Annotated in this window: 18 protein-coding genes and 1 pseudogene; 13 read left to right on the top strand and 6 right to left on the bottom strand. The window is 70.6% G+C overall.

Features of this window, described 5'->3' with window-relative positions; all coding sequences use genetic code 11:
* The 7 genes and pseudogenes from OHA11_RS08920 (at position 1) to OHA11_RS08890 (ending at position 8783) form a co-directional block, all read left to right on the top strand.
* Complete coding sequence (locus tag OHA11_RS08920) at positions 1–1248, top strand: hypothetical protein (RefSeq protein ID WP_266493848.1); 1248 nt, start codon at positions 1–3, stop codon at positions 1246–1248.
* Between the two features lie 174 nt (positions 1249–1422).
* Positions 1423–2916 carry an SCO6880 family protein gene (locus OHA11_RS08915; RefSeq protein WP_266493847.1) on the top strand — a complete coding sequence of 498 codons (1494 nt, stop codon included), beginning with the start codon at positions 1423–1425 and terminating at the stop codon, positions 2914–2916.
* Positions 2917–3296: 380 nt separating this feature from the next.
* On the top strand, positions 3297–4817 hold the full coding sequence (locus tag OHA11_RS08910) for an ATP/GTP-binding protein (protein ID WP_266507044.1): 1521 nt from the start codon (positions 3297–3299) through the stop codon (positions 4815–4817).
* Positions 4814–6586 carry a type IV secretory system conjugative DNA transfer family protein gene (locus OHA11_RS08905; RefSeq protein WP_266493845.1) on the top strand — a complete coding sequence of 591 codons (1773 nt, stop codon included), beginning with the start codon at positions 4814–4816 and terminating at the stop codon, positions 6584–6586. The genes OHA11_RS08910 and OHA11_RS08905 overlap by 4 nt, the downstream gene beginning before the upstream one ends.
* Before the next feature lie 118 nt (positions 6587–6704).
* Positions 6705–7166, top strand: a pseudogene (locus OHA11_RS08900) (transposase); the annotation flags it as partial.
* An 87-nt stretch (positions 7167–7253) separates the two neighbouring features.
* Positions 7254–7709 (top strand): hypothetical protein, encoded by a 456-nt coding sequence (locus tag OHA11_RS08895; protein WP_266493843.1) that lies wholly within the window; start codon positions 7254–7256, stop codon positions 7707–7709.
* 225 nt (positions 7710–7934) lie between these two features.
* Positions 7935–8783, top strand: coding sequence for a hypothetical protein (locus OHA11_RS08890; protein ID WP_266493841.1), 849 nt, complete (start codon positions 7935–7937; stop codon positions 8781–8783).
* A 511-nt stretch (positions 8784–9294) separates the two neighbouring features.
* On the opposite strand, the gene OHA11_RS08885 is transcribed toward OHA11_RS08890, so the two are convergent.
* The 3 genes from OHA11_RS08885 to OHA11_RS08875 all read right to left on the bottom strand — a co-directional run bounded on the left by OHA11_RS08885 (position 9295) and on the right by OHA11_RS08875 (position 11903).
* On the bottom strand, positions 9295–9897 hold the full coding sequence (locus tag OHA11_RS08885) for a PH domain-containing protein (RefSeq protein WP_266493839.1): 603 nt from the start codon (positions 9895–9897) through the stop codon (positions 9295–9297).
* A 426-nt stretch (positions 9898–10323) separates the two neighbouring features.
* Positions 10324–11514 (bottom strand): DUF418 domain-containing protein, encoded by a 1191-nt coding sequence (locus OHA11_RS08880; RefSeq protein WP_266493837.1) that lies wholly within the window; start codon positions 11512–11514, stop codon positions 10324–10326.
* Positions 11511–11903: a hypothetical protein gene (locus OHA11_RS08875; protein WP_266493835.1), complete on the bottom strand. Its 393-nt coding sequence runs from the start codon at positions 11901–11903 to the stop codon at positions 11511–11513. The genes OHA11_RS08880 and OHA11_RS08875 overlap by 4 nt, the downstream gene beginning before the upstream one ends.
* Positions 11904–12113: 210 nt before the next feature.
* Here OHA11_RS08875 and OHA11_RS08870 point away from each other — a divergent pair, with 210 nt between their 5' ends.
* On the top strand, positions 12114–13148 hold the full coding sequence (locus OHA11_RS08870) for a C40 family peptidase (RefSeq protein WP_266493833.1): 1035 nt from the start codon (positions 12114–12116) through the stop codon (positions 13146–13148).
* Positions 13149–13329: 181 nt separating this feature from the next.
* On the opposite strand, the gene OHA11_RS08865 is transcribed toward OHA11_RS08870, so the two are convergent.
* On the bottom strand, positions 13330–14763 hold the full coding sequence (locus OHA11_RS08865) for a hypothetical protein (protein WP_266493832.1): 1434 nt from the start codon (positions 14761–14763) through the stop codon (positions 13330–13332).
* Between the two features lie 156 nt (positions 14764–14919).
* Here OHA11_RS08865 and OHA11_RS08860 point away from each other — a divergent pair, with 156 nt between their 5' ends.
* The gene (locus tag OHA11_RS08860; RefSeq protein WP_266493831.1) at positions 14920–15339 is read left to right on the top strand and encodes a DUF4913 domain-containing protein; all 420 of its coding nucleotides are present in this window, start codon (positions 14920–14922) and stop codon (positions 15337–15339) included.
* Positions 15340–15366: 27 nt separating this feature from the next.
* On the opposite strand, the gene OHA11_RS08855 is transcribed toward OHA11_RS08860, so the two are convergent.
* A complete protein-coding gene (locus tag OHA11_RS08855; RefSeq protein ID WP_266493828.1) occupies positions 15367–16830 on the bottom strand; it encodes an aldo/keto reductase in 1464 nt (487 codons plus the stop codon).
* A gap of 202 nt (positions 16831–17032) precedes the next feature.
* On the opposite strand from OHA11_RS08855, the gene OHA11_RS08850 reads away from it, so the two are divergent.
* On the top strand, positions 17033–17347 hold the full coding sequence (locus tag OHA11_RS08850; protein WP_266493825.1) for a hypothetical protein: 315 nt from the start codon (positions 17033–17035) through the stop codon (positions 17345–17347).
* Between the two features lie 118 nt (positions 17348–17465).
* Complete coding sequence (locus tag OHA11_RS08845; protein WP_266493824.1) at positions 17466–18362, top strand: hypothetical protein; 897 nt, start codon at positions 17466–17468, stop codon at positions 18360–18362.
* Between the two features lie 314 nt (positions 18363–18676).
* Here the strand turns inward: OHA11_RS08845 and OHA11_RS08840 are convergent, their stop codons facing one another.
* Positions 18677–21649, bottom strand: coding sequence for a BTAD domain-containing putative transcriptional regulator (locus tag OHA11_RS08840; protein ID WP_266493823.1), 2973 nt, complete (start codon positions 21647–21649; stop codon positions 18677–18679).
* 202 nt (positions 21650–21851) lie between these two features.
* Here OHA11_RS08840 and OHA11_RS08835 point away from each other — a divergent pair, with 202 nt between their 5' ends.
* Complete coding sequence (locus tag OHA11_RS08835) at positions 21852–23543, top strand: hypothetical protein (RefSeq protein ID WP_266493821.1); 1692 nt, start codon at positions 21852–21854, stop codon at positions 23541–23543.
* A 294-nt stretch (positions 23544–23837) separates the two neighbouring features.
* On the top strand, positions 23838–24947 hold the full coding sequence (gene rsgA, locus OHA11_RS08830) for a ribosome small subunit-dependent GTPase A (RefSeq protein WP_266493820.1): 1110 nt from the start codon (positions 23838–23840) through the stop codon (positions 24945–24947).
* Positions 24948–25261 lie beyond the last annotated feature (314 nt).

Raw genomic sequence — 25261 nt, 5'->3', positions numbered from 1 at the left:
GTGAACTGCACGACCGGCAATCCGGTCATCGACCTGGTGAAGGGCTTCTTCAGCTTTCTCGGCGACCCCATCGGGACCATCGTCGAACTGATCGCGAAGACGATCCTGGCCGGCGCGGTCGCGGTGTTCGCGGCGCTGGCCACCCATGTCCCGACCCTGGGCGGCACGCAGCAGTCCAAGGACATCAGCAGCGAGACCCAGTGGATCGTGGTCTACCTCGCGGTCGGTTCGCTGCTCTTCGCCGCCGCCCGCATGGCCATCGAGCGCAAGGGCACCGCGGGCGTGACCGCCCTGAAGGGCATCATGCGGGTCGTCCTCGTCTCGGGCGCCGCCACCACCGTCGTCCTGGCCGCCGCCAGGGTTTCGGACGACTACTCCAACTATTTGTTCAACGACGCCGTGAAGAACTCGCTGAACAGCGTCGGCGCCTGTTCGAGCGGCAGCGGGATCCAGTCCTTCCTGCTGCTGGTCCTCGCCTTCCTGCTGCTGATCTCCGGGATCGTCCACACGGTCCTGATGTACATCCGGCTCGGCGTCATGATGCTTCTGCTGGGCACCCTCCCGCTGGCCGCCGCGGCCTCGATGACGGACTGGGGCGCCGGCTGGTGGCGCAAGCACATCGGCTGGATGATCGCCTGGCTGCTCTACAAACCCGCGGTCGCCCTCGTACTGAACGCGGGCATGGCGATGATCAACGCGGGCGGGAACAGCGGCAGCGAGGACAGCAACACCGTCAACACACGCATCGCCGGTATCGGCGTGATGCTGCTGTCCGCCGTCGCGCTGCCCGCGTTGCTGAAACTCGTCGTGCCCGCCACCGCCGCCCTGGGCTCGGGCAACCCCATGTCCAGCGTCGGCCAGGCGGGCAGCAACCTGGCCAGCGGCGCCGTCCAGCTCGGCGGCCGCGGAGGCAGTTCCGGCGGCGGCGCCCAGGTGGGTCCGAGCGGCGCGTCGGGAGCGACCGGATCGGGCGGCTCCGGCGGTTCGTCCGGTACGGGCGGCTCCAGCGGAGCGAGCGGCGATCAGGGCGCGCCCGGATCGGGTGGTGCCAACGGCGCCGCCGCGAGCGGCGGCCGTACCGCCGCTTCCGGAGCCGGCGCGGGCGGCGGCGGTTCGGGAGCCGCGGCCGCGGCCGGCGGACCTGCCGGTATCGCCGTCCTCGCGGCGGTGAACGCGGCACAGGTCGCCGGCTCGACGGTCTCCGGCGCCGTCGAGGGCGCCGACGGCGAACTGGGCCACAACAAGTGATCACCAGGTGATCACCAGGGAGCGACGACACCCGGACCGTACGCCCGTACGTTCCGACGCCGCCTCCCCTCCTGAACGGCCGCCGGGCTCCCGTCCCCCCGAGAGCCCGGCGGTCTCCCCACCTCCCCGCCCTCCCGCCGTACCCCCAACACTCCACGAAGGGAAACCGGACTCATGTCCACGGAAGCCGTTGTCCATCCGACCTACGGGAACTGGCGCAGGCCGAGGCGCCCCGGACTTGGACCACTCGGGCTCGTCGGCACCTTCGTGGTCTTCGGCGGACTCATCCTCACCCTGCTGGCGTCGCTGATCTCGCTGTACGCCGCGATGATCGTGCTGGTGCCGGTCGTCCTGTTCCTGATCCCGCTCGCCATCCGCACCCAGGACGGACGCAACGTCTACCAGCTGATGACGCTGCGCGTCGGCTGGTGGCGCCGGAAGGCCAAGGGCGCGCACCTCTACGTATCCGGCCCGCTGTCCGCCCGGCCCGGCGGCCACTTCCGCCCGCCGGGGCTGCTCAACAAGGTCACCGCGACCGAGGGCCGGGACGCCTACGACCGCCCCTTCGGCATCCTGCACCACCCGGCCCGCAACCTGTACACGATCGTCCTCGGCTGCGACCCCGACGGCGGCTCGCTCATCGACCCGGACCAGGTCGACGTGTGGGTCGCGCTGTGGGGCGAGTGGCTGGCCCGGCTGGACCACGAACCCGGGCTGCGCGGTGCCTCCGTGATCGTGGAGACCGCCCCCGACCCGGGCACCCGCCTCGCCAACGAGGTACTGCCCCGCATCCACCCCGACGCGCCGCCCGCCGCCCGCGCCGTCATGGAAGAGGTCGTCGAGCGCTACCCGAGCGCCTCCTCCGAGATGCACACCTACGTCACCCTCACCTACGGCGTCCCGGCGGGCCAGAAGCGCAAGAAGGAGGACGTGATCACCGACCTCGCCATCCGCGTCCCGGGCCTGCTCAGCGGGCTCGTCGCGGCCGGCGGCGGCGCCGCGTACCCGCTGTCGGCGGAGCGGATCGCCGAGGTCGTCCGCGTCGCCTACGACCCCGCCGTCGCCGCCGACGTCCTCAACGCCCGTGCCCAGCAAGGCGGAACGGGCCTGGAGTGGGGGGACGCCGGCCCGGCCGCCGCCGTCGAGACCGTGAACAGCTACCAGCACGACTCCGGCGTGTCCCGGACCTGGCTGCTGACCCTGGCACCGCGCGGCACCGTCCGCTCCTCGGTGCTCCGCGGCATGCTGGAGGCGGCCCCCGGCACCCGCCGCAAGCGGGTCGCCCTGATCTACCGGCCCATCGACCCGGCCACCTCGGCCCGGATCGTCGAGGCCGACCGCCGCAGCGCCCAGTTCATGGCGACCTCCGGCAAGGGCATGGTGCAGGCGCGCGCCGCCTCCGAGATGCGGGCGGCGGAGCAGACCGCCGCGGAGGAGGCGTCGGGCGCCGGACTCGTGGAGTTCTCGCTGATGCTGACGGTCACCGTCGACAACGCGGAGGAGCTGGCCGACGCGAGCGTCACCGTACGCAACATGTCCGCGGCCTCCCGGGTGCTGATGCGGCCGGCCGACCGGATGCAGGCGGCCGCGTTCAGCTGCACCCTGCCCGCCGGAATCCTTCCCTGGGAACAGACCCTCGTCCCGCACGAACTGCAGGAGGCGCTGTGAGCCGCCGGAGCGAGCAGAAGCAGGCCGAGCGCGCCGACCGACTGGCCGAGGAGCAGTCGCTCAGAGAGCCGGCCGCGGGGCGGCCGGGGCACGAAGAGCCCTGGACGGAGGAGCCCTCCGGGCGGAAGAAGCCCCGCAAGGCGAACTCGGGCGGGCCGAATTCCGGCGGGGCGAACTTCGGCGGAGCGAATCCCGGCGAGGGACATTCCGGCGAGGCGAACTCCGGTGCGCGGCGCGGCGGCAAGGAGAAGGGCCCCGCAAAGCAGAAGGGCCCCGCAAAGCAGAAGGGCCCCGCCAAGGAGAAAGGCCCCGCCAAGCCCAGGGAACTGTTCATCCCGCCGCGCGGCTGGTACGGCCCGGGCGGTGGACGCGTCGGCTACATGGACCCGCCCACCATGTGGCGTGCCACCACCGTGCAGGCCTGCGGCATGTGGCCGTTCGCCGCCGGTTCGGGCTCCCCGATGACCGGAGTACCGCTCGGGCAGCACCTGTTCACCGGCGCCACGGTCTGCGGCGACCCCCTGAACTGGTTCACCCGCGCCCGCTACATCTCCAACCCGTCGCTGTTCATGCTCGGCATGCCGGGCCTGGGCAAGTCCACCCTCGTCAACCGCATGCTGATCGGGCTCGCCGCGACCGGTGTCGTACCGCTGGTCCTCGGCGACCTCAAGCCCGACTACGCCGACACCGTCCGCGCGCTCGGCGGCCAGGTCATCTCCATCGGCCGCGGCCGGGGCGGCATCAACGTCCTCGACCCGGGCGCCATGGGCGCCGCCGCCGCGACGATCGGCGGCGAGGCCGGAGAGGTACTGAAGGCCGAGGCCCACGGCCGCGTCCTGAACATGGTCGCCGCCCTCATCACCATCGTGCGCGGTCGCCCGATGGACGACCACGAGCAGTCCGTACTCTCCGCCGTCCTCCACCACCTGCGCGAACGCACCCCCGCCGGGCACACCGTGCTGCTGCCCGACGTGCTGCGGGTCCTCACCGAGGGCCCGCCACGGGTGCGCGCGGTCACGCTCGACCGGGGCGACGACGCCCGCTACCGGGACGCCGTCGACCCGCTGCACCGCTCCCTGCTCGGCATCCTCGACGGCCCCCTCGGCGACACCTTCGCCTCCGAGACGTCCACCCGGATCAACCCCGACGCGCCCGCCGTGTGCATCGACATCTCCGGCATCGGCGAGGCCGACACCCAGCTGACCGCCGCCGCGATGCTCGCCGCCTGGTCCGACGGACTCGGCACGGTGGCCGCCTCACACGCCCTCGCGGACGCCGGACTCGCCCCCCGGCGCTGGTTCTTCACCGTGCTCGACGAGCTGTGGCGCCCGCTGCGCGCCGCCTCCGGCATCGTCGACCGCATCGACGCGCTCACCCGCCTCAACCGCTCGCTCGGCCTCGGCGACGCCAAGATCACCCACACGCTCAAGGACGCCGAGGCACTCGGTACCGACGCCGACCGCGCGAAGGCCCGCGGCTTCGTCGAGCGGGCCGGAATGGTTGTGTGCGCCGGACTGCCGAAGACCGAGATGGAGGATCTGGGCAAGGTGGTCGGACTGTCCCGGCGCGAGATCGAACTCGTCTCGTCCTGGTCCTCGCCCCCCGGCTGGGGCGTCAACGGCGACAACGAGGAACCGCCGGGCCGCGGCCGCTTCCTCATCAAGGTCGGCGGCCGCCCCGGCATCCCCATCAAGGTCGCCATCACCGACGCGGAACGCCGACTGCACAACACCAACACCCGCTGGAGGACCAACGAGGAGGCCGCCGAGGAAGCCGTCGAACAGGCCGCGGCCCACGCCGCCGCGCAGGTCGCCCGGGCCGCCCAGGAAGGGGTGCACGGATTCCCCGGCACCTCCGGCCCCTCCGGCGTCGAGGCGGCGGACGGGCGGTGGACCGCATGAGCGGCCCGCGCCCCGGGGGCGATCTGCACGAGCAACTGCCCTGGGCCATCGCCGCGATCGCGGGCATCGGCCTCTTCGCGTTCACCATCGTCTGGTCGGGCGGCACCCTCGGCGCCGGAATCTCCGGCCACGGCTGGGACGCCCCGCCCTTCGCCGCGTCCACCATCGGCCGCCTGGTATCGGCCGGACCGGCCGCGCTGTGGCCCGCGGCACCGGCCGTCGTCGTCTACGTGGGCATCCTCGGGGTGCTGGCGCTCATCACGGTTCCCGTCGTCGTCGCCGTCAACCTCCTCATGGACCGCGCCTCCGGCACCAAGGGCCTCGCCGGCCGGCGCGAACTCGCCGCCATGTGCCCCAAGGGCATCGAGGCCCGCGCCCGCGACCTGCGCCCCACCCTCAAGGGCCGCGAGGAACTGCACCCGGACGAGACCGGCAACCTCCTCGGCGACCTCGACCCCAAGGGCCCCGAGCTGCGCAGCAGTTACGAGGACGTGGAACTCGACCTCATGGCGCCCCGGGCCGGCAAGTCCACCGGCATCGCCGTTCCCCGGGTGCTGCGCGCCCAGGGCGCCGTCCTGCTCACCTCCAACAAGTCGGACGTGTACGCCGTCACCCGCGCCGAACGCGAAAAGGCGGGCACGGTATGGACGTTCGACCCGCAGGGCATCGCCCACACCCCGCGTGCCATGTGGTGGAACATCCTCGGCGAGTGCCACACCATCGAGGGCGCCCGCCGGATGGCCGGCCACTTCGTCGCGTCCGTCAACGACGACACCGCGAAGAAGGACTTCTGGATCTCGGCCGCCCAGAACACCCTCACCGCCCTCTTCCTGGCCGCAGCCCGCGGCAAGGCCCCGCTGACCGAACTCCTGGCCTGGCTGGCCGACCCGGCCGACCGCACCCCGATCGACCTCCTCCGCGAGGTCGGACTCGTCGCGATGGCCGAGCAGTTGCAGGGCACGGTGCGCGGCGCGGTGGAGACCCGGGACGGCATCTACGAGACCGCCCGCCAGACCGCCTCCTGCCTCCTGGACCCCGAGATCCTCGCCTGGGTCACGCCCGACCCCGAGCTCCCGGAATTCCGCCCCGACCAGCACGTCCTCGGCAACGACACCCTCTACCTCCTGTCCAAGGACGGCGGTGGCTCGGCGGCGGGCGTCATCGCGGGCCTCGCCGACGCGACGATGCGCGCGGGCGTCGTGGCGGCCGAACGCATGGGCGGCCGCCTCGACCCGCCGCTGACCGCGGTCCTCGACGAGGCCGCCAACGTGTGCCGCATCTCCGACCTGCCCGACCTCTACTCGCACTTCGGCTCGCGCGGCATCAACGTCGTGACCCTGCTGCAGAGTTACCGCCAGGGAGCCCGGGTGTGGGGCGAGGTCGGCATGGACGCGCTGTGGAGCGCGGCGACCATCAAACTCCTCGGCGCGGGCCTGGACGACGCCGACTTCGTCCAGAAGATCTCGACCCTGGTGGGCCAGCACGATGTGAAGACGCCGAGCATCTCCCGCAGCAAGGACGGCACTTCACGCTCCTACTCCTACCGCCAGGAGGCCGTCCTGCCCCCCGACAAGATCCGCGCCCTCCCCAAGGGCACCGCCCTCCTCCTGGCCACCGGAGTCAAGCCGGCCCTGATCCGGCTGCGCCCCTGGTACAAGGAGCCCGGCGCCGGTGTCATCTCGGCGGCGGCGAAGGCGGAGACGGCGGCCATCACCGAACGGGCGGCAAGTCGTCTCCTGCCGGGCGTGACCCTGTCCAAGCCGAACTAGCCGAACTAGCCGAACTGGCCGAACTAGCCGAACTGGCCGAAGTAGCCAAACACGCTGTCCTGGAGCCCGGTGCCACGTAGTGGACCGGGATCGTGGCCGTGGCCCGGCTCGGGCCCGCCGACTGACCCACCGTTCGGCCCGGCTGGAGCACGACGGTGAACTCCCCATCGTCGAGGGCACCTTGGTCCGCCTCAAAGTCGAGCACCTCTCCAAGGAGCGGGAGGCGCCGCCGGTATGGCTGTGGTCCTCGAAGACCGGAGCCACCCCGGCGGACCCGGACCGCTGGACCTGGCTCCTGGTCATCGCGCACACCCAGCTCAGGCCCGCCCGGCCGCTGGCCGTCGACCTCCGCCGGCCCTGGAAGAAGCCGACCAAACCCGAACGCCTCACCCCGGCCCGGGTCCGCCGGGGGTTCAGAAACATCCGAGCCCACCTGCTCTGCCCGGCCCGTGTTCCCCAACCTCGTGGCACCGGTCCCGGACGGCCGCCCGGGACCAAGAACCGCCGTCCCGCACCCCGCTACGACGTGGGCAAGACCGTCAAACGCCCCGAGACCCTCAAAGCCATCGGCAGGCCGTAAGTCACGGCGTACGCCTCTGGGCTCAGGGATTTGTTCTGACAGCGCCTCCAATCCGTACAGGCGCTGTCGTCCCGATAGCCTCTGGCCATGCTTGATTCGAATCACGCCGTGTGCGAGGCGCACTTCACCCGCTCCCTCTTCCAATTGCTGTCGGGGGCAGGGTGGAAGCGTCTGGTCGCATTCCGCGTCGACGGCGAGGGTGTGCTGCTCGGCGGTGCTCCGGCCAGATACGCGGCGCAGACGGCGTTTGTGCCGTGGGGGGACATCACATCGGTCGTGGTGTGGCAGCAGCGCATGGCTGGCTCGTCGATGGACTACATCGGTGTCCAGCGACGGGCGGGAGCACCGCCCCTGCCGGGCATGAACGCCAAACTCCGGCCGGACCAGACGGCCAAACTCGCCCCTCACGTCGAGCATGAGCTCTTCCTCGCCAGCCGCCCCATCAACCGCTGGCGCCTCGACCTCCAGGGCCTTCAGGCCGCCGTCGACGCATTCGCTCCTGGGATACCAGTCCTCGTCTACGAGCAACAAGACGCCCAATAGCCACCGCCAGGCGAACGAAGACGAACGTGGCCGTAGGCACCGACCCTGACGAACCAGCAGTGGCCGCGAACCCCTAGAATCCCTGCGATCTACGGTTCTGGGGGACAGTTGAGGTGCGTACGGCTCGCGGGCCTCGTTGCCCTGCTCACCGTTATGGCGGCGTGCGGCGGCAACACGCCTGATCCAAAGCCGAGTGCGTCGGCTTCATCGCCGGTGTCGCTCTCCATGAACACCACCGGCACCCGCGGGGACACCCAGCTCGGGATGGCGCTCGACCTCTCCAACGAGGGGCGCCCCCGGCCCGACGTCGCCGTGCGGGTGCGCATCGGGCTCGGCCACACCGGCGATCCACTGCCGGACCTGGAGCGCAAGCTCGACGGCAGCTGGAAGAAGGTTGAACTTGCCGCGGACAAGCGGGGCTCGACCGGCACCTTCCGTATGGACCTGCCGCGGGGCAGCTCGCTCGCGTTTCTGCGTATCACTCCGCGCGTCAGCCCCAGGGGCGAAGGTGATGGTCTTCCGGTGGGCGTCACGATGACGGACGGTTCACGCACGCTCGCGCGGGAGCACGAGACCGCGCGATTGGCCACCTTGTCGCTCGATATCGTCTCCCCCAAGGAACCTGTGGTCCTGCGCAAAGGGCGCTGGACCGAGGTGGTGTACACGATCACCAATCACTCGCACAGCACGTACTCGAAGGCCCAGGTTCAGGCGGAGTACAGCGCCTGCACGGCGGACTCGGACGACCCGTGGGACCCGGATGCCTGCCCCGACTCGGCGGCCCAGCCCGTGGCCACGGCCCTACGCACCCAGTGGCGCGACGGCACCGGCTGGAAGGAAGTCACCGCCCCGGACGACGGCTCGCTGCTCGCCGAGACGCTGACGATGCCGTTCGGGGCGCTGCCCGCGGATTCCACGCGAAAGTTCAGGTTCAGGTTCAGGTTCACCGGGAGCGAGGAGCTTGACGGCAACGTCCGCCGAATCGTGATCACGGCCCGCGTCAACGGAAAGGCCGTCGGCGCCTCCGAGCGCTCGCTCGGCATCGCCTCCGCCCTCACCTTCGACATCCGCTGACCCACGAGCGCTCACCTCCCTCGCTTCACGTCTTGGCACGAAACGATGCACTGCCGGGTGTTCCCTCCGCGCTGCCCAGACTGGGCAGTTGTGGCTGCCGGCCGTACGGTGGCCGCATGGCACGGACAGGATGCCCCGGCTCGGGCTCGGGCTCGTTGCCGTCGCCGATGACGGATCGGGTCCGAAGCTGCCCCGCACCCCAGGCACAATCGCGGCCCGGCGGCCCGGCGTCGCGGTCCTCGACGGCGACGCCGGGCCTCAGCCGGGGAACACCGTCCCTGCTCATGTTCGCCACCGTACGACCGGCAACGGCTTCCGCCCAGCCGTCGCTTCGGGCGGATCCGCCCGAAGCGACAAGCCCATGAACTGCACGAATCACGGCTCACCTTGGCATGCAGTCCTCAGACACAGCTTCTGAACGTGACAGAGCACCGCTGGGGCGTGGCTGATGGCGGGTTGGGTCCTGCGCGGCGGTGTCGTCCGTCAGCCGGTGATCGTCGTACGGCGCTTGTCAGCCGTTGCTCAGCTGCCTGCGGTACGAGGCGATCGCGGTCAGTGCGAAGATCAGAGGCACCACGCCCAAGACCACGAGCGGGTGCAGCATCGACTTCAACCACCCGGGCATGTCCACGGAGAACCGCAGCACTATCAGCACCAGCAGCGGGATGGACGCCAGTGCCACGGAGGCGAAGCCGATCCCGAGGGCTTGTCGGCGCGCACCGCGGCGACCGATGAGAACTGCGGCCGCCGGGTCCGGCGACCAGTCCGCACCGCGCAGCTCCTGCCAGGCCGCCATCAGCACCGCGAGTTCGTACCCGACGTCGACGTGCAGATCGTCGACGAACGGCAGCAGCACCCTGCTGCCATCCCGGCCGTAGACGTACACGACCACGCTGGCCGAATTGCCCTCCGAATACTTTGTCTCCGCCTTGATGTCCTGGACGTCCGCCCAGGCCAGCCGTCGGCGCCTGACCATGCCACGCACATGGATCGCTTTGATGTCCGCCGCGGTGGAACAGCGCAGGGCGGCGTAGAAGAGCCACCCCATGAACGTCACCCACGCGATGGTGAAGGGGATGGCAATCGCGGCGGGCACGTCATCATCGGCCAGCATCCCTCCCGGGAGGCTCAGCGTGCCCGCGAAGATCAACCATAAGAACAAGAGCCTCCGGGACCGTCTCATCCGATACGCGCGCGGCAGTAAGTCGTACCCCACATCCCACCCCCTGCTCTGCGGTATTCCCGTCCCGGCCATCGCCGGAGCACCATGGTGGCGCCCCAACTACCTTGTGTCGAGCGCTCCTTGAGACTCACCCCCCACCAGCGACCCCGTCGTCGCCCAGCATCACCCGAGCAGTGCCCCTGTCTGTCCGTACTGCCCTCGTGATCGTGCACGCAAGCGCGACTGCTGCGCCTGGCGGGGTTACGGCGGCGCAGTTCGTTGCTGCTTTCGCGGCTATGGCCAGCCAGTTGCGCGCGCACTCGGCTTCACCACACCCCCCGAGGAGAGCTGGCCCAACGACGATCCCCGTTCCCCCCGCTACGCCGCCGACGAGACAGGCGGACGGACCCCGGGCCACCGCGCCGACGTGGCCGTACGCAGCAACAGCTCGGCAGGCCCGTACCGCACCCGGCCCATCAGCCATGCGCCGAGGGCGAGTTGGAGGCCGTACAGCACCACGCAGCCCGCGAGGACGGCGGCGGTGCCGACCCGGTCGTAGAGCCCGAAGCCGTACCCGGTGAACACGCACGCGAGGACCAGCGACTGGCTGAGGTAGTGGGTGAGCGCCATGCGCCCGGAGGCGGCGAGTACGGCCGCCGCCGGGCCGCGCGCGTCGAGCAGCAGGAGCAGTCCGCACGCATACGCCGTCGTGAGCGCCGGCGCGGTCAGCAGCGACACCGCGTGGCCGACCAGGAACCACCGGCTGTCCAGCGGCCAGTTCGCACAGCACGCGGTGACCACACCACCGGCCAGGCCGACCGGCCCCCACCGTACGACCGTCCGCCGCAGCCACCGCCGGTCCCGCCCGCGCCGCTCCACCAGCCCCGCCTTGGCCGCCGCGAGTCCCGCCAGGAACGCCGCCAGCATGTCGGGGGCGTACATCAGATTCGCGCCGAGCGTCGTCGGCAGTTCGCGCAGGTGGGCCCCGATCACCGACAGGACACCACTGCGGTAGGCGGCCACGGTGTCCGCGACGCGGGGGGCGTACTGGGCCTCAGTGAGCGGTTCGGCGAAGGCGACGGTCAGCAGCCCGTACCCGAGCAGCAGGACGGACAGACCCGCGACCAGGCAGGCCGCGGTCCGCAGCGCGGCGCGCGGAGAGAGACCGCGCAGACCGTACAGGATCAGCGCCAGAACGGCGTACGTCATCAGGATGTCGCCGGGGAAGAGCAGCACGGCATGGACGACCCCGAGCCCGAACAACCCCGCGGTACGCCGTAGATGGCGCACCGCGAACGCGCCACCCACCCGCGGCGCGGAGCGCATCTGGAGCACGAAGCTGTAGCCGAACAGAAAGGAGAACAGCTGATAGGCGGTGGTCGTCGCGGTCACGCCCCAGGCGGCCACCCGGTCGACGGGCGAGGCCCCCGGACCACCACCGAACGAGGCGTACGGCCCCGCCATCATCTGGGCGTTGACGAGCAGGATGCCGAACAGGGCGAACCCGCGCAGCACATCGATCTCGTGGACCCGCCCGACACGGCCGGGCTCGCTCGCACCCTGGCTCACGGCGTCACCATGACCGCGGTACCGAACACGACGGTCGACGACAGGAACCACCCGAACGCCGGCGCCAGCAGATGCCGCAGGGTCCACAACCGGGCCGCCCCGGGCCGGCTTCGCAGAAAGACCACCGGCACACTCCCGCCGACGGGCGGCAGCCCGCACAGCGGTCCGTACGCCCTCGGATCGAAGACGACGGTCCGCCCCAGGTGATCGGTGAACACCACGAGCCCGCCGCGCAGCCGGTCGGCCGCCGGACGCGCCGTCACGACACCCATCACGCGCAGGCCACGCCCCCACAGCCGCACCACGGCCACCAACTGCCGGACGGCGAGCAGCAGAAGCCCGAAGCCCAGCCCCGTACACAGGGCCAGCAGCATCAATCCCGCGTCCACTCAGTCCACCTTCACCTTCACCCGCCGTACGCCTCTTCACCCGCCGTACGCCTCTCCCGCGCACAACGGATGCCGGGGCGCCACTGGTTCACACCCCCCCTTGAACCGCCGGACGGGGCGCTCCCGTTGTGCGGACGGATTCCGCGGACTCCGTATCACAACCCTGAATCCCCACCCTGATCGACGCGTACGAAGGGAGCTTCGCCCCAGATGAGACAGCCTCTGCGCACACACGGCTACCGGGCGGCGGCAGCTGCCGCCCTGGCCTGCGTGCTGACGGCAACGACGCAGCAGGCCGCCCAGGCCGACCCGCCGACCCTCACCGAGGTACGCGCCCGGCTCCAGAGCCTCTACCACGACGCCGAAGTCGCCACGGACCAGTACAACGCCGCCGACGAGAAGGTGACCGCGCAGCAGAAACGCGTCGGCACGCTCAACGGCCGGGTCCACACGACCGAGGCGGAACTGGCCCGCCTCAACTCCCTTGCCGGGGCGACCGCGCGGGCCCAGTACCGGAGCGGCGGCGTGCCCGCCGAGGTGCAGTTCGCCCTCGCCACCGATCCCGGACGCGCCCTGGACAACGCCGGGTTGGCCCTCCAGGCCCAGCAGTCCACGCAGAACCTGCTGACGGACCTGACGACGACCCGCGAGGACCTGCGCACCCGGACCGACGCCGCCGCGGCCGAACTGAAGCGCCTGCGGGCAAGCCGCCGGGCGATGGACACAGGGCGCAAGAAGATCGAGCAACACATCGCCGCGGCAAGGAAGTTGGAGTCCCAACTGGCGGCGAAGGAACGCCGACGACTCGCCGCACTGGACAAGAAGGCAGCCGACGACGCCCAGGCGACGTGGGAAAGCACGGGCATCCTCGAAAAGATCGGCACCGACGGAACCGCCGCGGGCAAGCAGGCCATCGCCTACGCCACCCGCCAACTCGGCAAGCCCTACGTCTGGGGCGCCGAGGGCCCGGACTCCTTCGACTGCTCCGGGCTCACCTCCCAGGCCTGGCTGGCGGCGGGCCACACGATCCCCCGTACATCGGAGGAACAGTGGCGCCGCCTGAAGCGCATCCCCGTCGAGGACATGCGCCCGGGAGACCTCATCATCTACTTCTCCGACGCCAGCCATGTCGCCCTCTACATGGGCGACGGCAAGATCGTCTCGGCGCCTCGCCCCGGGCGGGACATCTATGTGTCACCGGCCGCGTCGATGCCGATTCTGGGGGTGGTGCGGCCGGACGCGTGACGCCGGGGTTCTGACGGCGGTGCCCTGTGACAGTGGTGCTCTGGGAGCTCTGGGAGCTCTGACAGCGGCGAGGGGCGGACCGGTGTGGTCCGCCCCTCGTTCCGTTGTTCGGAGCCGGTGTGGAGCTGCTCGGGGCGACGGAACCTCCTGATCCCGTCGCCCCGCTCTTCGCGAGCCGGTCCTAGCGCCCCGACGGCCCACCCGTCGCCGACCGTTGCACCCCGGGCCTCGCAGGCTTCTGGGCAGCGGCCGCGACGAGACCCGGACTCTCCGGGGACGGGGTCCGGGGCATGTTCAGAGAGGCCACCTCGCGGGCGGTCCGCCCGATGCTCTCGTCCGAGGAGGAGCCCGGACTGGGCGTGCGACGCGGGGAGTTGTCGGCCGACTTGGAGTGGACCACCTCGTAGGGAATGGGAGCCGGCTTGTTCAACCCCCCTGGGTGGCTAATGCCGGCCGCCGTGCTGACGCCGAGGTTGCTGGCCTGGACGAGGGTGATGTTCTCGCTTCCCGTGGGCTCCGTACGCCAGGCTCCCTGGTTGACCTTGCCCACGCTCAGCTGCGGCAGCACGCGCACGTTGCCGACCTCGTACGCTTGCATGGTGATCTTTTTCCAGGTGTCCGAGTCCACCTGGAGTGCCGGCATGTCCTTCTGCGGTGGCTGGTCCGGCTGGGCCTTGAGGGGCGGCGTTGTGGGCTTGCCGTAGTGGAGGTGGATGCCGTCCGCGAGGGCGCCGATGGCCATGTGGCCGATGACGTAGGCGCGGGTCGGGTCCTGAGGGTTGTACTTGGCGGCCAGCAGGTTGTCGTCCGAGAGGTTGATCTTGACGGGCCGGAACCGCTTGTCGTTGTCGTTCGGATGGAAGACGACGTTGCCCTTGCGTACCTCGTCCTGGGATATCTGGGCGAGATAGCCGATGTGCTGCTGTGCGGCCGTCTTGGCCACCTCCTGCCCCTTGGTGCCTTCCCGCGTGTACATGGCGAAGACGTCGAGGTGGGGCATCCTCTGGGGGTCGATCTCCGCCGTGCCGTGCTGTTCCGTCATGGGGAAGGGGCCGGCGTTCAGGATGTTCCGGCTGATGGCGTCTTCGCCGTGCGAGAGGTCGACGACCTTCAGCTCCGCGGTGGAGAAGTCGAACGGTGCCACCCTGTCGTGGGAGAACTCGTCGTGGCCCCGGACCCCGACCCACTCCGTGGGGTTCATGCGGTGGTGCGACAGGTCCATGCTCAGGCCGGTCTCGGTGCCCCGCAGCAGGTACGTGGCCAGGTCCTTCGCGGCGATGTTGCCGTGGTTGCCCATCTCCATGTTGAAGATGTCGTTGATGGTCTGCGCGTTGTACTTGTCCCCGAGGGCGCCGGCCAGCCTCGTGGTGTGCTCACGGATGTTCTTCACGTCGACGCCGAGCCCCTCCGCCTCGCGCCGGTACCCATCCATGAGCTCGGTCGTGCGCGCGGGCTGCCCCGGGCGGCTTCGCGGCATCACCCACAGTTCCCTCGCCGAGTTCGGGAACCGCTCGCTCAGTGCCTTCATCCCCGCCTTCGCGTTGTCGCTCATCTCCTCTCCGAACCAGATGAACTGGACCCTCTCCGGGTCGGTGACCGGATTCCGTTGGGGCATGTGCGCTCCTCCTTGGCTCGGCGACCGGGCGCCGCCGTCTGCGACGCACAACGGACCGAGTGGGCCAGGGGGTTCAGCATCCGGCTGAACCCCCTGACCGTCCCGCCCCGTCGTGCTGGTGACGAACGATCACGACCCAGTGGACGGAGTCCCGACATGACCACCCTCGCGACAGAGCCGATGGAACCAACGGAACCGGTGGAACAGCAGGAGAAGAAGCCCGCCTTCATCGTCTACATGGACGGTGCCGAGTACGAAGACGCTCTGCACCGGCTGACCATGTGGGTGCGCCATCTGCTGCTGCCGCTGTACGGCAGGGAGGTCACCTCCAACGCCCCCTGGTGCACCAGCTGGTGGAAGCACCAGGAGGCGGTGGCGCAGCTGTACGGGCTGTGGATGGCGTGGCAGGAGCTGACCGGCCCCGAGTCCGGTGCCAGCGGGCCCTCGACCTGGCACCGCGACCACCTCACCCACGTCATGGCCTCGCTGCGGGACCCCTCGGGCCCCTTCGCGGGCTGCAAGGCCGGCGCGCACCGTGCCAAGGAGGCGCCGGGGATGGATCCGTACCCGGGCTGAGCCGGGCCCGGAGCCGGTACGTGTCTCTCAGCGGCCGGGTGTGGGCGAGGGGGCGCGGGTGGGCTGAGCCGGGGGCAGGCCGGTGGCGCCGGGGCTCCCGTTCGACGCGCGCCGCGCGGGAGACGCGTTCCCGCTGGCCAGGGATGCCGCATCGGCCATCGACAGCGGCGACGGTGTCCGCACGGTGTCCGGCTGAGCGATGTTGGTCAGCGTCGGTGCGACGATCTTCCACATGTCGACGTCGTGCAGCAGAGGGTAGGCGAGGTCGTTCGCCCACTTGTGGTTGCAGTTCTGGGAGCCGAGGTGTCCCGCGAGTACATCGGCGAGCTTCATGTTCTGGTAGGCGGGCAGCAGACCGACCCGGTCCGGGACGGTCACTCCTTCGAGTTCCTCACGGGTGAACTTGTGTTCCTTCATGAGCCACGCGCTCACCGACTCCCGGTCCACCTTCCCGCCGGCGGTCTCCGCCGCGAAAGCCACCACCTGCCCGCGCTTGGCCTCCGGGTTGTCGAAGAGCGGCAGCAGCTTGCCCTGCACACCGTCCGGCAGTGGCGTCGGGTCGTTCGTCCGGCACACCTCGTGGTAGGCGGACCACTTGGAGACCGCGTCGGCGAACTCCGCCGGCGGATAGTCCATGTTCGCCGCGTCGGTCTCGTAGGTCTTCAGGTTGCGCTTCATCGTCTCCGGGTTGCCGGAGGTGAGGATCATGTGGGCCTCGCCCTGGACCCGGTAGCCGGTCTGCTGGGCGACCGCCGTCATGCCCTCCGGCGACTTCATGGTCAGCCGCTCGCCGTTGCCCGTGCGGTCGTAGTGCTTCTGGATCTCATCCAGCGTGCGGACCACGTTGTAGTAGTACAGCGTGGTCCGGTCGCTCAGATCCGCCATCAGATCCCGCAGCTGGGGGTCGGCGAGCACACCGCGGACGGAGTTCTCCACCACGCCGAGCAGCGGTGAGGACCTGTCCGACGAGGCGTCACCCAGCGGGCGGTCGTTGCCCCTGGGCGACCCCTGCTGGGAGCCCTCGCGCGAATTGTGCGGGGAGAGCTCGACGACGTCGATGCTGTCCTTGCTCTTCAGCTCCCGCAGCAGATCTGCGTGCTGCGGGAGCACGTTGCCGACGCCCGCCTTGCCGATCGTCCCCTGCCGCTTCATCGAGTGCATGACATTCCAGGCTTTGCGGATCTGCGCCTGGTCGCCGTCGAGGTTGTGGATGACCGCGGCGTCCAGCTTGCCGCCGAACTTCCCGGCCACCTCGGTCAGCCGGGTCCGAAGCTGTTCCCGGTTCTCGTCCGCCCTCACATCGAACTTGTAGAGCACCTCGAAATCGTCCCGGTGCTGCGGGCTGCTCCCGATCGCCTCCGCCAGCGCGTCCGTACTCGCGCCGTAGCTCTCCGCCGCGTCGAACCGTCGGTACCCGAGCTGTACGGCGGCCTGTACATCGTCCGCGGTCCTGCCGTCCAGTCCGAACACCAGCCAGGGTTTCTGCGCCATTGGTCTGTCGCCTCTCTCGTCGCCCACGGCGGGCCGACTCCGGCCCTGCCCGGTCGAGCGACACAACGGAGTGGGGGAGAGGAACGGTTCAGTACCGGCCCCCGGCGTTGAACCACTCGGTGTGCGCGATCCGTTGTGCGCCGTGAACCGGCGTCGGCCTCCAGCCGACCGAGCCCGGTCGGCGGATCGGGGAGGAGCGGACATGCGCGAACGGAATCCGGCCATGGCCACCACACAGGACCGGGATCGCGGCAGGCCCGGCACCGCCACCGCTACTGGCGCCGGGCGGTTCGCCTCGCAGGCCCTGCTGCGGCGGCGCCGGTTCGCACGGGACTTCGCACCGGACGTGGCCGACTGGTATGCCCAGGGCGACCTGCCGCGACCGGCCGGCAGCGCCCCGCGGCTTCCCGAGACCCCGCTGCCCCCTGGCCTGCTGCCGTTGCCGGCGGGATTCGAGCTGTCGACCACGACGAGTCCGCCCCGGCTGCTCCTCGCTGTGGTGGCCGCCAGACGTTGAACCGCCCGCCCCCGGCGGCCCGTTGTCGCTCGTGTCAGTACCTCCGACATGACCTCCGACATGAGAACAAAGGGGCACCGTGGCGAATGAAGACGCAACTCCCCGAAGCCGGAACCGGTTGACCAAACCCCAAGAACCCCCGCTGGCGCAGGACCTGCTCACAACCGAGTACGGCTTGAGGGACGGGCGGCGCGCCGGCGGGGCGGGCGCGGCGGTGGCGGGCATCTGGGAGCAGATGTGGGTCGCACTGCGTCGCATCCTGGACCGCGTCAGGGGGCGGTCGCCCTCCGCGCCTGCCGGCATGGACTCCTCATCTGCCGCCGGCCAGGAACCCGGCCCACCCGGCCAGGCCGCGTATCCGTCGACCGCGGACGGGCGGACTCAGGTGACGATGGCCGAGCCGCAGCGGATGTCCCCTTCGGAGGAGGCCGCGCGCGAGCGGGTGGCAAGCCTCGCGGAGGAGGTCGACCGACTGCCGAAACGCGAACGCGAGGCCTTCGAGGACGAGGTTCTGCACCTGGTCAGGAACGACGAGATGTGGCGGAAGGCGTTCGAAGAGTCCCCCGAAAGCATGCCGACCGTCGCGAGGTACGCCGTCAACGCACACCTGAGGGAGGCGCTGCGGGACAAGCCCCCCGAGGCAGTTCCGCAACACTCGGAACGTCCGTCGCAATCACCGGAGTCCGAGTCGAACGACCCTCTTCGCCGAGGGGAACGAGGGCAGGACCAGCGGCTACAGGCCGAGCCCGCATCCACATCCAGTTCCCTGAACCAGCGCGACAGCCAGGCCCATGACAGCAATGCTCTGATCGCGGCCCAGGCGGGGGCACATTTGCTGGACAGTCCCCCGCCGCCCGATCTGTCGCGGCTCTATCCGCCGCTGTCTCCCGGACCCGCCCCGAGAACCCCGCCCAGAAACTCCGAGACCGCCACACACGGCGATTCCTCTGCACGCCAGACGGGTGCTCCGCCTGTCCCGCCGAGACCAAACAACACCCCATCGAGGCGACGGTAAGGACATCCAGCCGCCAGGTGAACCATCCACCGAGCCCATCCACCCAGCCCATCCGTCGTACCTGCCGCGGCGACAACTGATCGTGTCGCCTCCGGCGGCGACGTCGCCGGAGGCCGGCTGGACCGCTTCACGCAGGGAGCCGCCGACCGTGGCCTGAGCGTCGACGTGGCTGCGTCCCCACGACGCGAGCTGACCCAGGAGTTGAACCATCCTCACCTGTCATCCCGTTGTTCGGGTGAGTCCGGCCGTGCCCCCGCCCCCCGGGGTCACGGCCGGATCGTGATCGAAGGAGATCCATGTCAGGCGGTCCGCGGTCAGGCAGTCCGCCCCGGCGCTGCCCCCGCGGCGCCGGCCGGGTCGTCCTCCAGTCGGCCGAGTCTCTCGCGGATCTTCTCGGCGTCCGGATGGTCGAACTCCGCGAAGATGGCCAGTGCCTGCCCCCAGCTGATGCGGGCGGCCTCCGGCTCGTCGGCGGCCAGTTGGGCGTCGCCGAGGTTGCCCAGCGTGTGGCCCTCTCCCCACCGATTGCCGATGTCCCGGTGCGTTTTGAGCGCTTCGTGGTAGTGCTCGACCGCTTCGTCGTAGCGGTGGAGCCGACGGTGGACCGTGCCGAGGATGTCGAGGGTGACGCCTTCGACCCAGAGGTTGCCGCTGGCGCGCAGGACGGTCAACGCCTGCTCCAGGCAGTCGACGGCCTCGTCGAACCGGCCGAGCCGCTGATAGACGTCACCCAGGTTGCTCAGGGCGATGCCCTGGCCCCATGCGCTGCCGATGACCCGGTCCATGGCCAGCCCGCGGCGGATGTACTCGACGGCCTTGTCGAGTTGGCCGGCTTGCAGATAGACATCGCCCAGATTGGCCACGGCCGTCGCTCTGGCATCTGTCGCTCCGAGCTCACGGTGGATGACCATCGCCTGCCGAAGGTGGTCGATGGCCTCGTCGAACCGGCCCAAGTGGCGCGCGGCGGCTGCCACGTCCACGAGGCCCTGGCCCTCGCCCGCGCGGTCGTGGGCGGCGCGGGCGGCGGACAGCCCCGTCCGGGCGGTGTCGTCCCAGTCGCGCGTATGACTGCGCAGGTAGAAGAACCCCCACAGGACGGCGGGCAGCCGCCATGCGACCCCCGGCTGCCCGGACGCGGCGGCCGTGTGCACCGCGGCGACCAGGTTGGCCCGTTCGGTCTCGCACCAGTCCAGGGCCTGCTCGTACGTCGTGAATGCCAGTGGCAGGCAGCAGGAGGGCAGCGGTTCGAGCGGGACTCGGCGGCGGTTCGGGGTGATGTGCGCGTAGGCGGCGTCCGCGGTGTGCAGATACCAGCCCAGGATCCGCTCAAGGGCCAGGTCCCGCTCCTGCGGTGTCTCCTCGGCGCGCACGCGCTCGGCGGCGTAGACACGCAGTAGGTCATGCAGGGTGTAGCGGCCGGGAAAGTGCTCGATGAGCAGGTGGGCGCGGGTCAGCTCGGCGAGCAGGCCGCGGGTCTCACGGAGGGGGAGCCCGGCGAGACCGGCCGCGCCGGGCGCGGAGATGTCCGGGCCGCAGTGCAGGCCCAGCAGCCGGAACAGCCGAGCGGCCGGGGCCGACAGGGCCTGGTACGACGAGGAGAACACGGCCCGTACGTCGATGGTGATGTCGCTCCCCGCGAAGGCGTCGAGGCTGCCCTGAGAACTGCGCAGTTCCTCGGCGATGGCACTGAGCGGGAAGCCGGGGTGAGCGGCGGCCCGGGCGGCGACGATGGCCAACGCCAGCGGCAGCCGGGCACACCGCGTGACGATCTCCTCCGCCGCCTCCGGTTCCGCCGACGGCCGCCCGGTGCCGAGCCGGCGCACCAGGAAGTCGTGTGCCTCGCCCGATGTCAGCTGGTTCAGAGTCAGCGGATGCGCCCCGTCGCCGGCGACCAGGCCGGTGAGCTGGTTGCGGCTGGTGACGATGACCAGGCAGCCGGGGGAGCCGGGCAGCAGCGGGCGGACCTGGTCCGTGTCGCGGGCGTTGTCCAGAAGGATCAGCACCCGCCGCTGGGCCAACATGCTTCGGTACAGCGCCGCCTGGGCCTCGGGCGCGGCGGGGATCCGCTGCGGGGGGACACCGAGCGCGTCGATGAAGATACGGATGGCCTCCTCCGGCGGCACGATCGAGCCGGTCGGATCGAAACCGCGCAGGTTGATGAAGAGCTGTCCGTCGGGGAAGCGGTCGGCGATCCGGTGGGCCCAGTGCACCGCCAGGGTCGTCTTGCCTATGCCGGCCATGCCGCCGATCGCGCTGATCACCACGGTTGCCGGGAGGCTGCCGCCCTCGGGTAACAGGGCCCGGGTCTCGTCGAGTTCCACGTCCCGGCCGGTGAACGTGGGCAGATCGGCGGGCAGTTGGGCCGGGCGCACCGCGGGCGCCTCAGCGGGACGAACCGGGTCCGCCGACGGGGCGGCCGACCGGACCGGGTCCGCAGGCGTGGCGGTCGGCGGGACGGCCGGCGGCTCCGACTGCGGGTCAACCGACTCCTCCTGGGGCGAAGAGGGAGCGAGGGACGCGTCGGCCGCCAGGATGCGATCGTGCAGGTCCCGCAACGGCGCGCCAGGTTCGATGCCCAGTTCGGCCACCAGGGTCGATCGCGTTCTGCGGTAGGCCTCCAGCGCCTCGGCCTGCCGCCCGGAGCGGTAGAGCGCGAGCATGAGCAGTCGGCACAACTGCTCCCGGAGTGGGTGCTTGCCGGTCAGCGAGATCAGTTCGGCGATGACCTCGCCGTGGCGCCCGAGTTCGACGTCGAGGTCCAGCCGGATCTCCAGCGCGGTCAGCCGCTCCTCGTTCAGCCGGGAGCCCTCGGACTCGGCCAGGGGACCGGGTAGTCCGGCCAGTGCCGCTCCCTGCCAGCCGCCGAGCGCGGCGTGCAGCAGGTCCGCGGCGGCGGACAGCTCCCCGGCGGCGCGCAGCCTCTTCGCCTCCGTGACCCGCTGCTCGAACACGGTGAGGTCCAGGGCGTCCTCCGGCAGCCGGACCAGATATCCGTCACCGACCGAGACGACCAACAGGGGTGCCTCGGCCGCGTCCCGCCCCGGCTCCAGCACCTTGCGGAGGCGCGAGACATAGGTCCGAAGGACGGATATGGAAGCGGCAGGCTGCTCTTCGCCCCAGACGGCGTCGAGGAGTTCGGCGAGCGGGACAGGCCGTCCACGCCGCAGCAACAGCGCGGCCAGCACAGCCCGTTGCTGTGGCGAACCGAGGTCCAGTTCCTGTTCGCCGAGCCAGGCCCGGATCGGCCCCAGCACGGCGAAACGCACGGAATCTTCATAGGCGTTCACGTGCCGGACTGTACTGAACTGCAGTTGCTTGTCACGTAATTGAGGGCGCGTCAGAACAGCCCCGAACACCACAAACCGCCCATCGCGAGGGCGCCTGCCCGAAGAATTGAACCGCTTCCGTGCGACACCCGTTGCGACACGGAGACAGTCGTGACGATCCCGACAGGGACCACGCAGCAGGGAACGTCAGGAAGGAAGCGCCATGAGCCGGAGCGAAGAGACGGACGAGCCGACCGCGGAAGATCCCACGTCCGAGCCCGGGAAATCGGTGGATCTCGGCAAACGGGAACCCGCCGGGGAGACGTCCGAACCGCCCCCTCGCTTCGCGGTGGTCATCTCCGGCGACGGCTCGGCCGCCATCGACGGCGAACCCGTGCCGACGACGGAAGGCGTACCGCTCGACGCCGCGATCCTCGACACGCTGCATGGACACGCACGCGACCGGAACACCACCGTGACGGCGACCATCTCCGACCCCTCCGCGGGCTATGTGGCGTTCGTCGAGGTGGCCCCCGATGGTTCGAGCAGCCTCCTCGAACAACAGGAGCAGCCACCCGAGCAGGACGAACACGCGATACCGCCGATACCGCCGGAACCTTCCGAAGCCGGCCTCGACGACGACGACGAAGCCGCTGCCGCTGCCGACGACGAAGCCGCTGCCGCTGCCGACGACGAAGCCGCTGCCGCTGCCGACGACGAAGCCGCTGCCGCTGCCGCTGCCGACGACGAAGCCGCTGCCGCTGCGGACGCTGACGTCGACGCCGCTGCCGACGCTGACGTCGACGCCGCTGCCGACGCTGACGTCGATGCAGACGCTGCCGATGAGGCCGCCGCCGATGAGGACGACGGCTCAGACGACGAGGCGTACGAGGGGGAGCAGCAGCGCCGATGGCTGCCCGCTGGACTGCCGTCGCTGCCGTCGCTGCCGTCCATTCCGCGCCCGAGCCTGAGCCTCAGCTCCACGCCGACCTCCGGCCCCACGCCGTCCCCGGGCCCCAGCCCCACCCTCACCCCGAAGATCGTCCGCAAGACCGGATCACGCCAGTCGGACGACGAGTACGTGTCGCGGGGCCTGCTCCACAAGCCCTTGGTCGTCGGCCCGGTGGCCCTGGGCGTGGCCGCCCTCATCGTCGTACCGCTGGTGATCGTGGGCGGCGGTGAATCGAACGACGGCGGTCGGCAGAGCCAAGCAGGCAACGCGAGCAGCAAGACGAGCAGGAGCCCTCAGGCCGAGGAGCCGACACCGACCGAGTCCGCCAACGCGCTGCCACCCCGGCCCAGCACAACGGCCACCTCGCCGTCGCCCAAGCCGAAGAAGACGCCGAAGAAGACGAAGAGCGGCGGACAGGGCACCGTCACCGTGACCGCGAAGCCGCCACGGGCCACCGTGACCGCGAAGCCCCCACAGGACACCGCCGCCACCGCCGTGACCAGACTCGCCAGGAACGACCCGTCCGGGCGGCACATCTGCTACCGCGCGTACGTCTCCGGACAGGGCTGGCAGAAGCCCGTGTGCGACGGCACGATGGCAGGTACGACGGGTCAGAAGCGTCCGATCAAAGCCCTCAACATCGCGGTGTCCGGCACCGGCGGCTCGGCCGCCAACGCCTTCGTCCACAACCCCGATTCGGCCAACGGCGAAGGCAAGTGGAAACCGCAGTGGACGGCCATCGTCGCCGACGGCAAGAACAACTACATCGGCAGCGCGAAGTCGAGCGCCCCGAACATGTTGGGCTTCGCCATCAACATCGGCAGTGGCCAGGTCTGCCAGATCGTCAAGGTCGCCGGCTCCGACTGGGGCGGCCGGGACTGTGCCGACCCGCGCCCCGACCTCGTCTTCGGCGGAGCTCTTGAGAACACGCGCTACCTCGAAGCCGTCATGTTCACTGTGTGAACGACGCGCCGCGTGCGCTTCGGGCCTGTCGCCGAAGAGGTTGCTGCTGAAGGGGTCGCCGCAATTCGGTGGCGTCGTCGCCTGGTGACCCCTAGGCTCGATGCTGTTCGAACGGCGACCGAGGTTGCCGTGGGTGACGTGATTTGGCTGGGGAGGTGTTGACCGATGGCTGTCGCTGCGACGAGCGCTGCCCGCATCCAGTTCATCAAGTCCACCTCCGTGGCCGCCGGCTGACCTTCCTCTTCCTTCGCGCCCGAGTGCGCGCGCCGGGGCCACCCTTGTGAAGGGTCTCCCTTGACGTCCAGTTCTGCTTTCAGCTCTGCATTCTCCGCGCTCGCTCCCTACGGCTGGGACGAGGCATGGGCGGACGAGTTCGCCCCGTACGACACCGAAGGACTGCTGCCCGGGCGGGTGATCCGGGTCGACCGCGGCCAGTGCGACGTGGTCACCGCCGACGGGATCCTCCGGGCCGACACCGCGTTCGTCACCCCGCACGACCCGATGCGGGTCGTGTGCACCGGCGACTGGGTCGCCGTCGAACCCGGCGGCAACCCGCGCTACGTACGGACGTATCTGCCACGCCGTACCGCTTTCGTGCGCTCCACCTCCTCCAAGCGGTCCGAGGGGCAGATTCTCGCCGCCAACGTCGACTTCGTGATCATCGCCGTCTCCTTGGCGGTGGAGCTCGACCTCGGCCGCATCGAACGCTTCCTGGCCCTGGCCTGGGAGTCCGGGGCACAGCCGCTGGTCGTGCTCACCAAGGCGGACCTGGTGCCGGATGCGGTGGGCCTGGCGTATCTGGTGCAGGACGTCGAGACGACGGCGCCGGGTGTGCAGGTGCTGGCCGTCAGTTCCATGGACGGGGACGGGCTCGATGTCCTCGGCGCCGTCGTGTCCGGGGGGACGTCCGTACTCCTCGGGCAGTCGGGTGCCGGGAAGTCGACCCTCGCGAACGCGCTGCTCGGCGAGGACGTGATGGCCGTCCATGCGGCGCGTGACGTGGACGGCAAGGGCCGGCACACGACCACGACCCGGAATCTGCTCGTCCTTCCCGGCGGGGGTGTGCTGATCGACACGCCGGGGCTGCGGGGGGTCGGGCTCTTCGACGCCGGGAGTGGGGTCGGGCAGGTGTTCTCGGAGATCGAGGAGCTCGCTGAGTCCTGCCGGTTCCAGGACTGCGCGCATGAGGCCGAGCCGGGCTGTGCGGTGGTCGCTGCCGCGGGCTCCGGGGTGTTGCCCGAGCGGCGGCTGGAGAGCTATCGGAAGCTGCTTCGGGAGAACCAGCGGATTGTGGCCAAGACGGATGCGCGGGTTCGGGCGGAGCTTCGGAAGGAGTGGAAGCGGAGGGGGGCCGCGGGGCGGGCCGCGATGGAGGCGAAGCGGGGGATTCAGGGGCGGGGTTGAGTTTCGTCTGCGGGTTTGTTGCGGCTGGTCGCGCAGTTCCCCGCGCCCCTTGGGGAGTGGGGGTTGAGTTTCGTCTGCGGGTTCGTCGTGGCTGGTCGCGCAGTTCCCCGCGCCCCTGAGGGGGTGGGGACCGGCTGTCGTCTGCGAGCCGCGGTCGTGCGCCTGGCCGTCATCGTGGGGGCGGGGCCGCGGCGGGGTATCCGTCCTCGGTCTGGCGCGACCGCGTCAGTTTCGAAGGGCACCCGGTGCGGACGCGCCATCCGCTGCGGGCGGACACCCCGCCACGTCCCCTCCGCCCGTACGGCGACCGACGG

This window comes from Streptomyces sp. NBC_00878 (genome assembly GCF_026341515.1).
GTDB lineage: Bacteria > Actinomycetota > Actinomycetes > Streptomycetales > Streptomycetaceae > Streptomyces.
The sequence above is the reverse complement of the archived record's forward strand: the minus strand, read 5'-3'. Positions and strand labels throughout refer to the sequence as shown.

Coding starts and splice junctions, on each gene's coding strand:
- OHA11_RS08890 (WP_266493841.1), top strand. CDS start 7,935: ATGAACACCACCGGCACCCGCGGGGACACCCAGCTCGGGATGGCGCTC.
- OHA11_RS08870 (WP_266493833.1), top strand. CDS start 12,114: ATGAGACAGCCTCTGCGCACACACGGCTACCGGGCGGCGGCAGCTGCC.
- OHA11_RS08885 (WP_266493839.1), bottom strand. CDS start 9,897: ATGCTGGCCGATGATGACGTGCCCGCCGCGATTGCCATCCCCTTCACC.
- OHA11_RS08850 (WP_266493825.1), top strand. CDS start 17,033: ATGCGCGAACGGAATCCGGCCATGGCCACCACACAGGACCGGGATCGC.
- OHA11_RS08835 (WP_266493821.1), top strand. CDS start 21,852: ATGAGCCGGAGCGAAGAGACGGACGAGCCGACCGCGGAAGATCCCACG.
- OHA11_RS08895 (WP_266493843.1), top strand. CDS start 7,254: ATGCTTGATTCGAATCACGCCGTGTGCGAGGCGCACTTCACCCGCTCC.
- OHA11_RS08860 (WP_266493831.1), top strand. CDS start 14,920: ATGACCACCCTCGCGACAGAGCCGATGGAACCAACGGAACCGGTGGAA.
- OHA11_RS08855 (WP_266493828.1), bottom strand. CDS start 16,830: ATGGCGCAGAAACCCTGGCTGGTGTTCGGACTGGACGGCAGGACCGCG.
- OHA11_RS08910 (WP_266507044.1), top strand. CDS start 3,297: ATGGACCCGCCCACCATGTGGCGTGCCACCACCGTGCAGGCCTGCGGC.
- OHA11_RS08865 (WP_266493832.1), bottom strand. CDS start 14,763: ATGCCCCAACGGAATCCGGTCACCGACCCGGAGAGGGTCCAGTTCATC.
- OHA11_RS08915 (WP_266493847.1), top strand. CDS start 1,423: ATGTCCACGGAAGCCGTTGTCCATCCGACCTACGGGAACTGGCGCAGG.
- OHA11_RS08905 (WP_266493845.1), top strand. CDS start 4,814: ATGAGCGGCCCGCGCCCCGGGGGCGATCTGCACGAGCAACTGCCCTGG.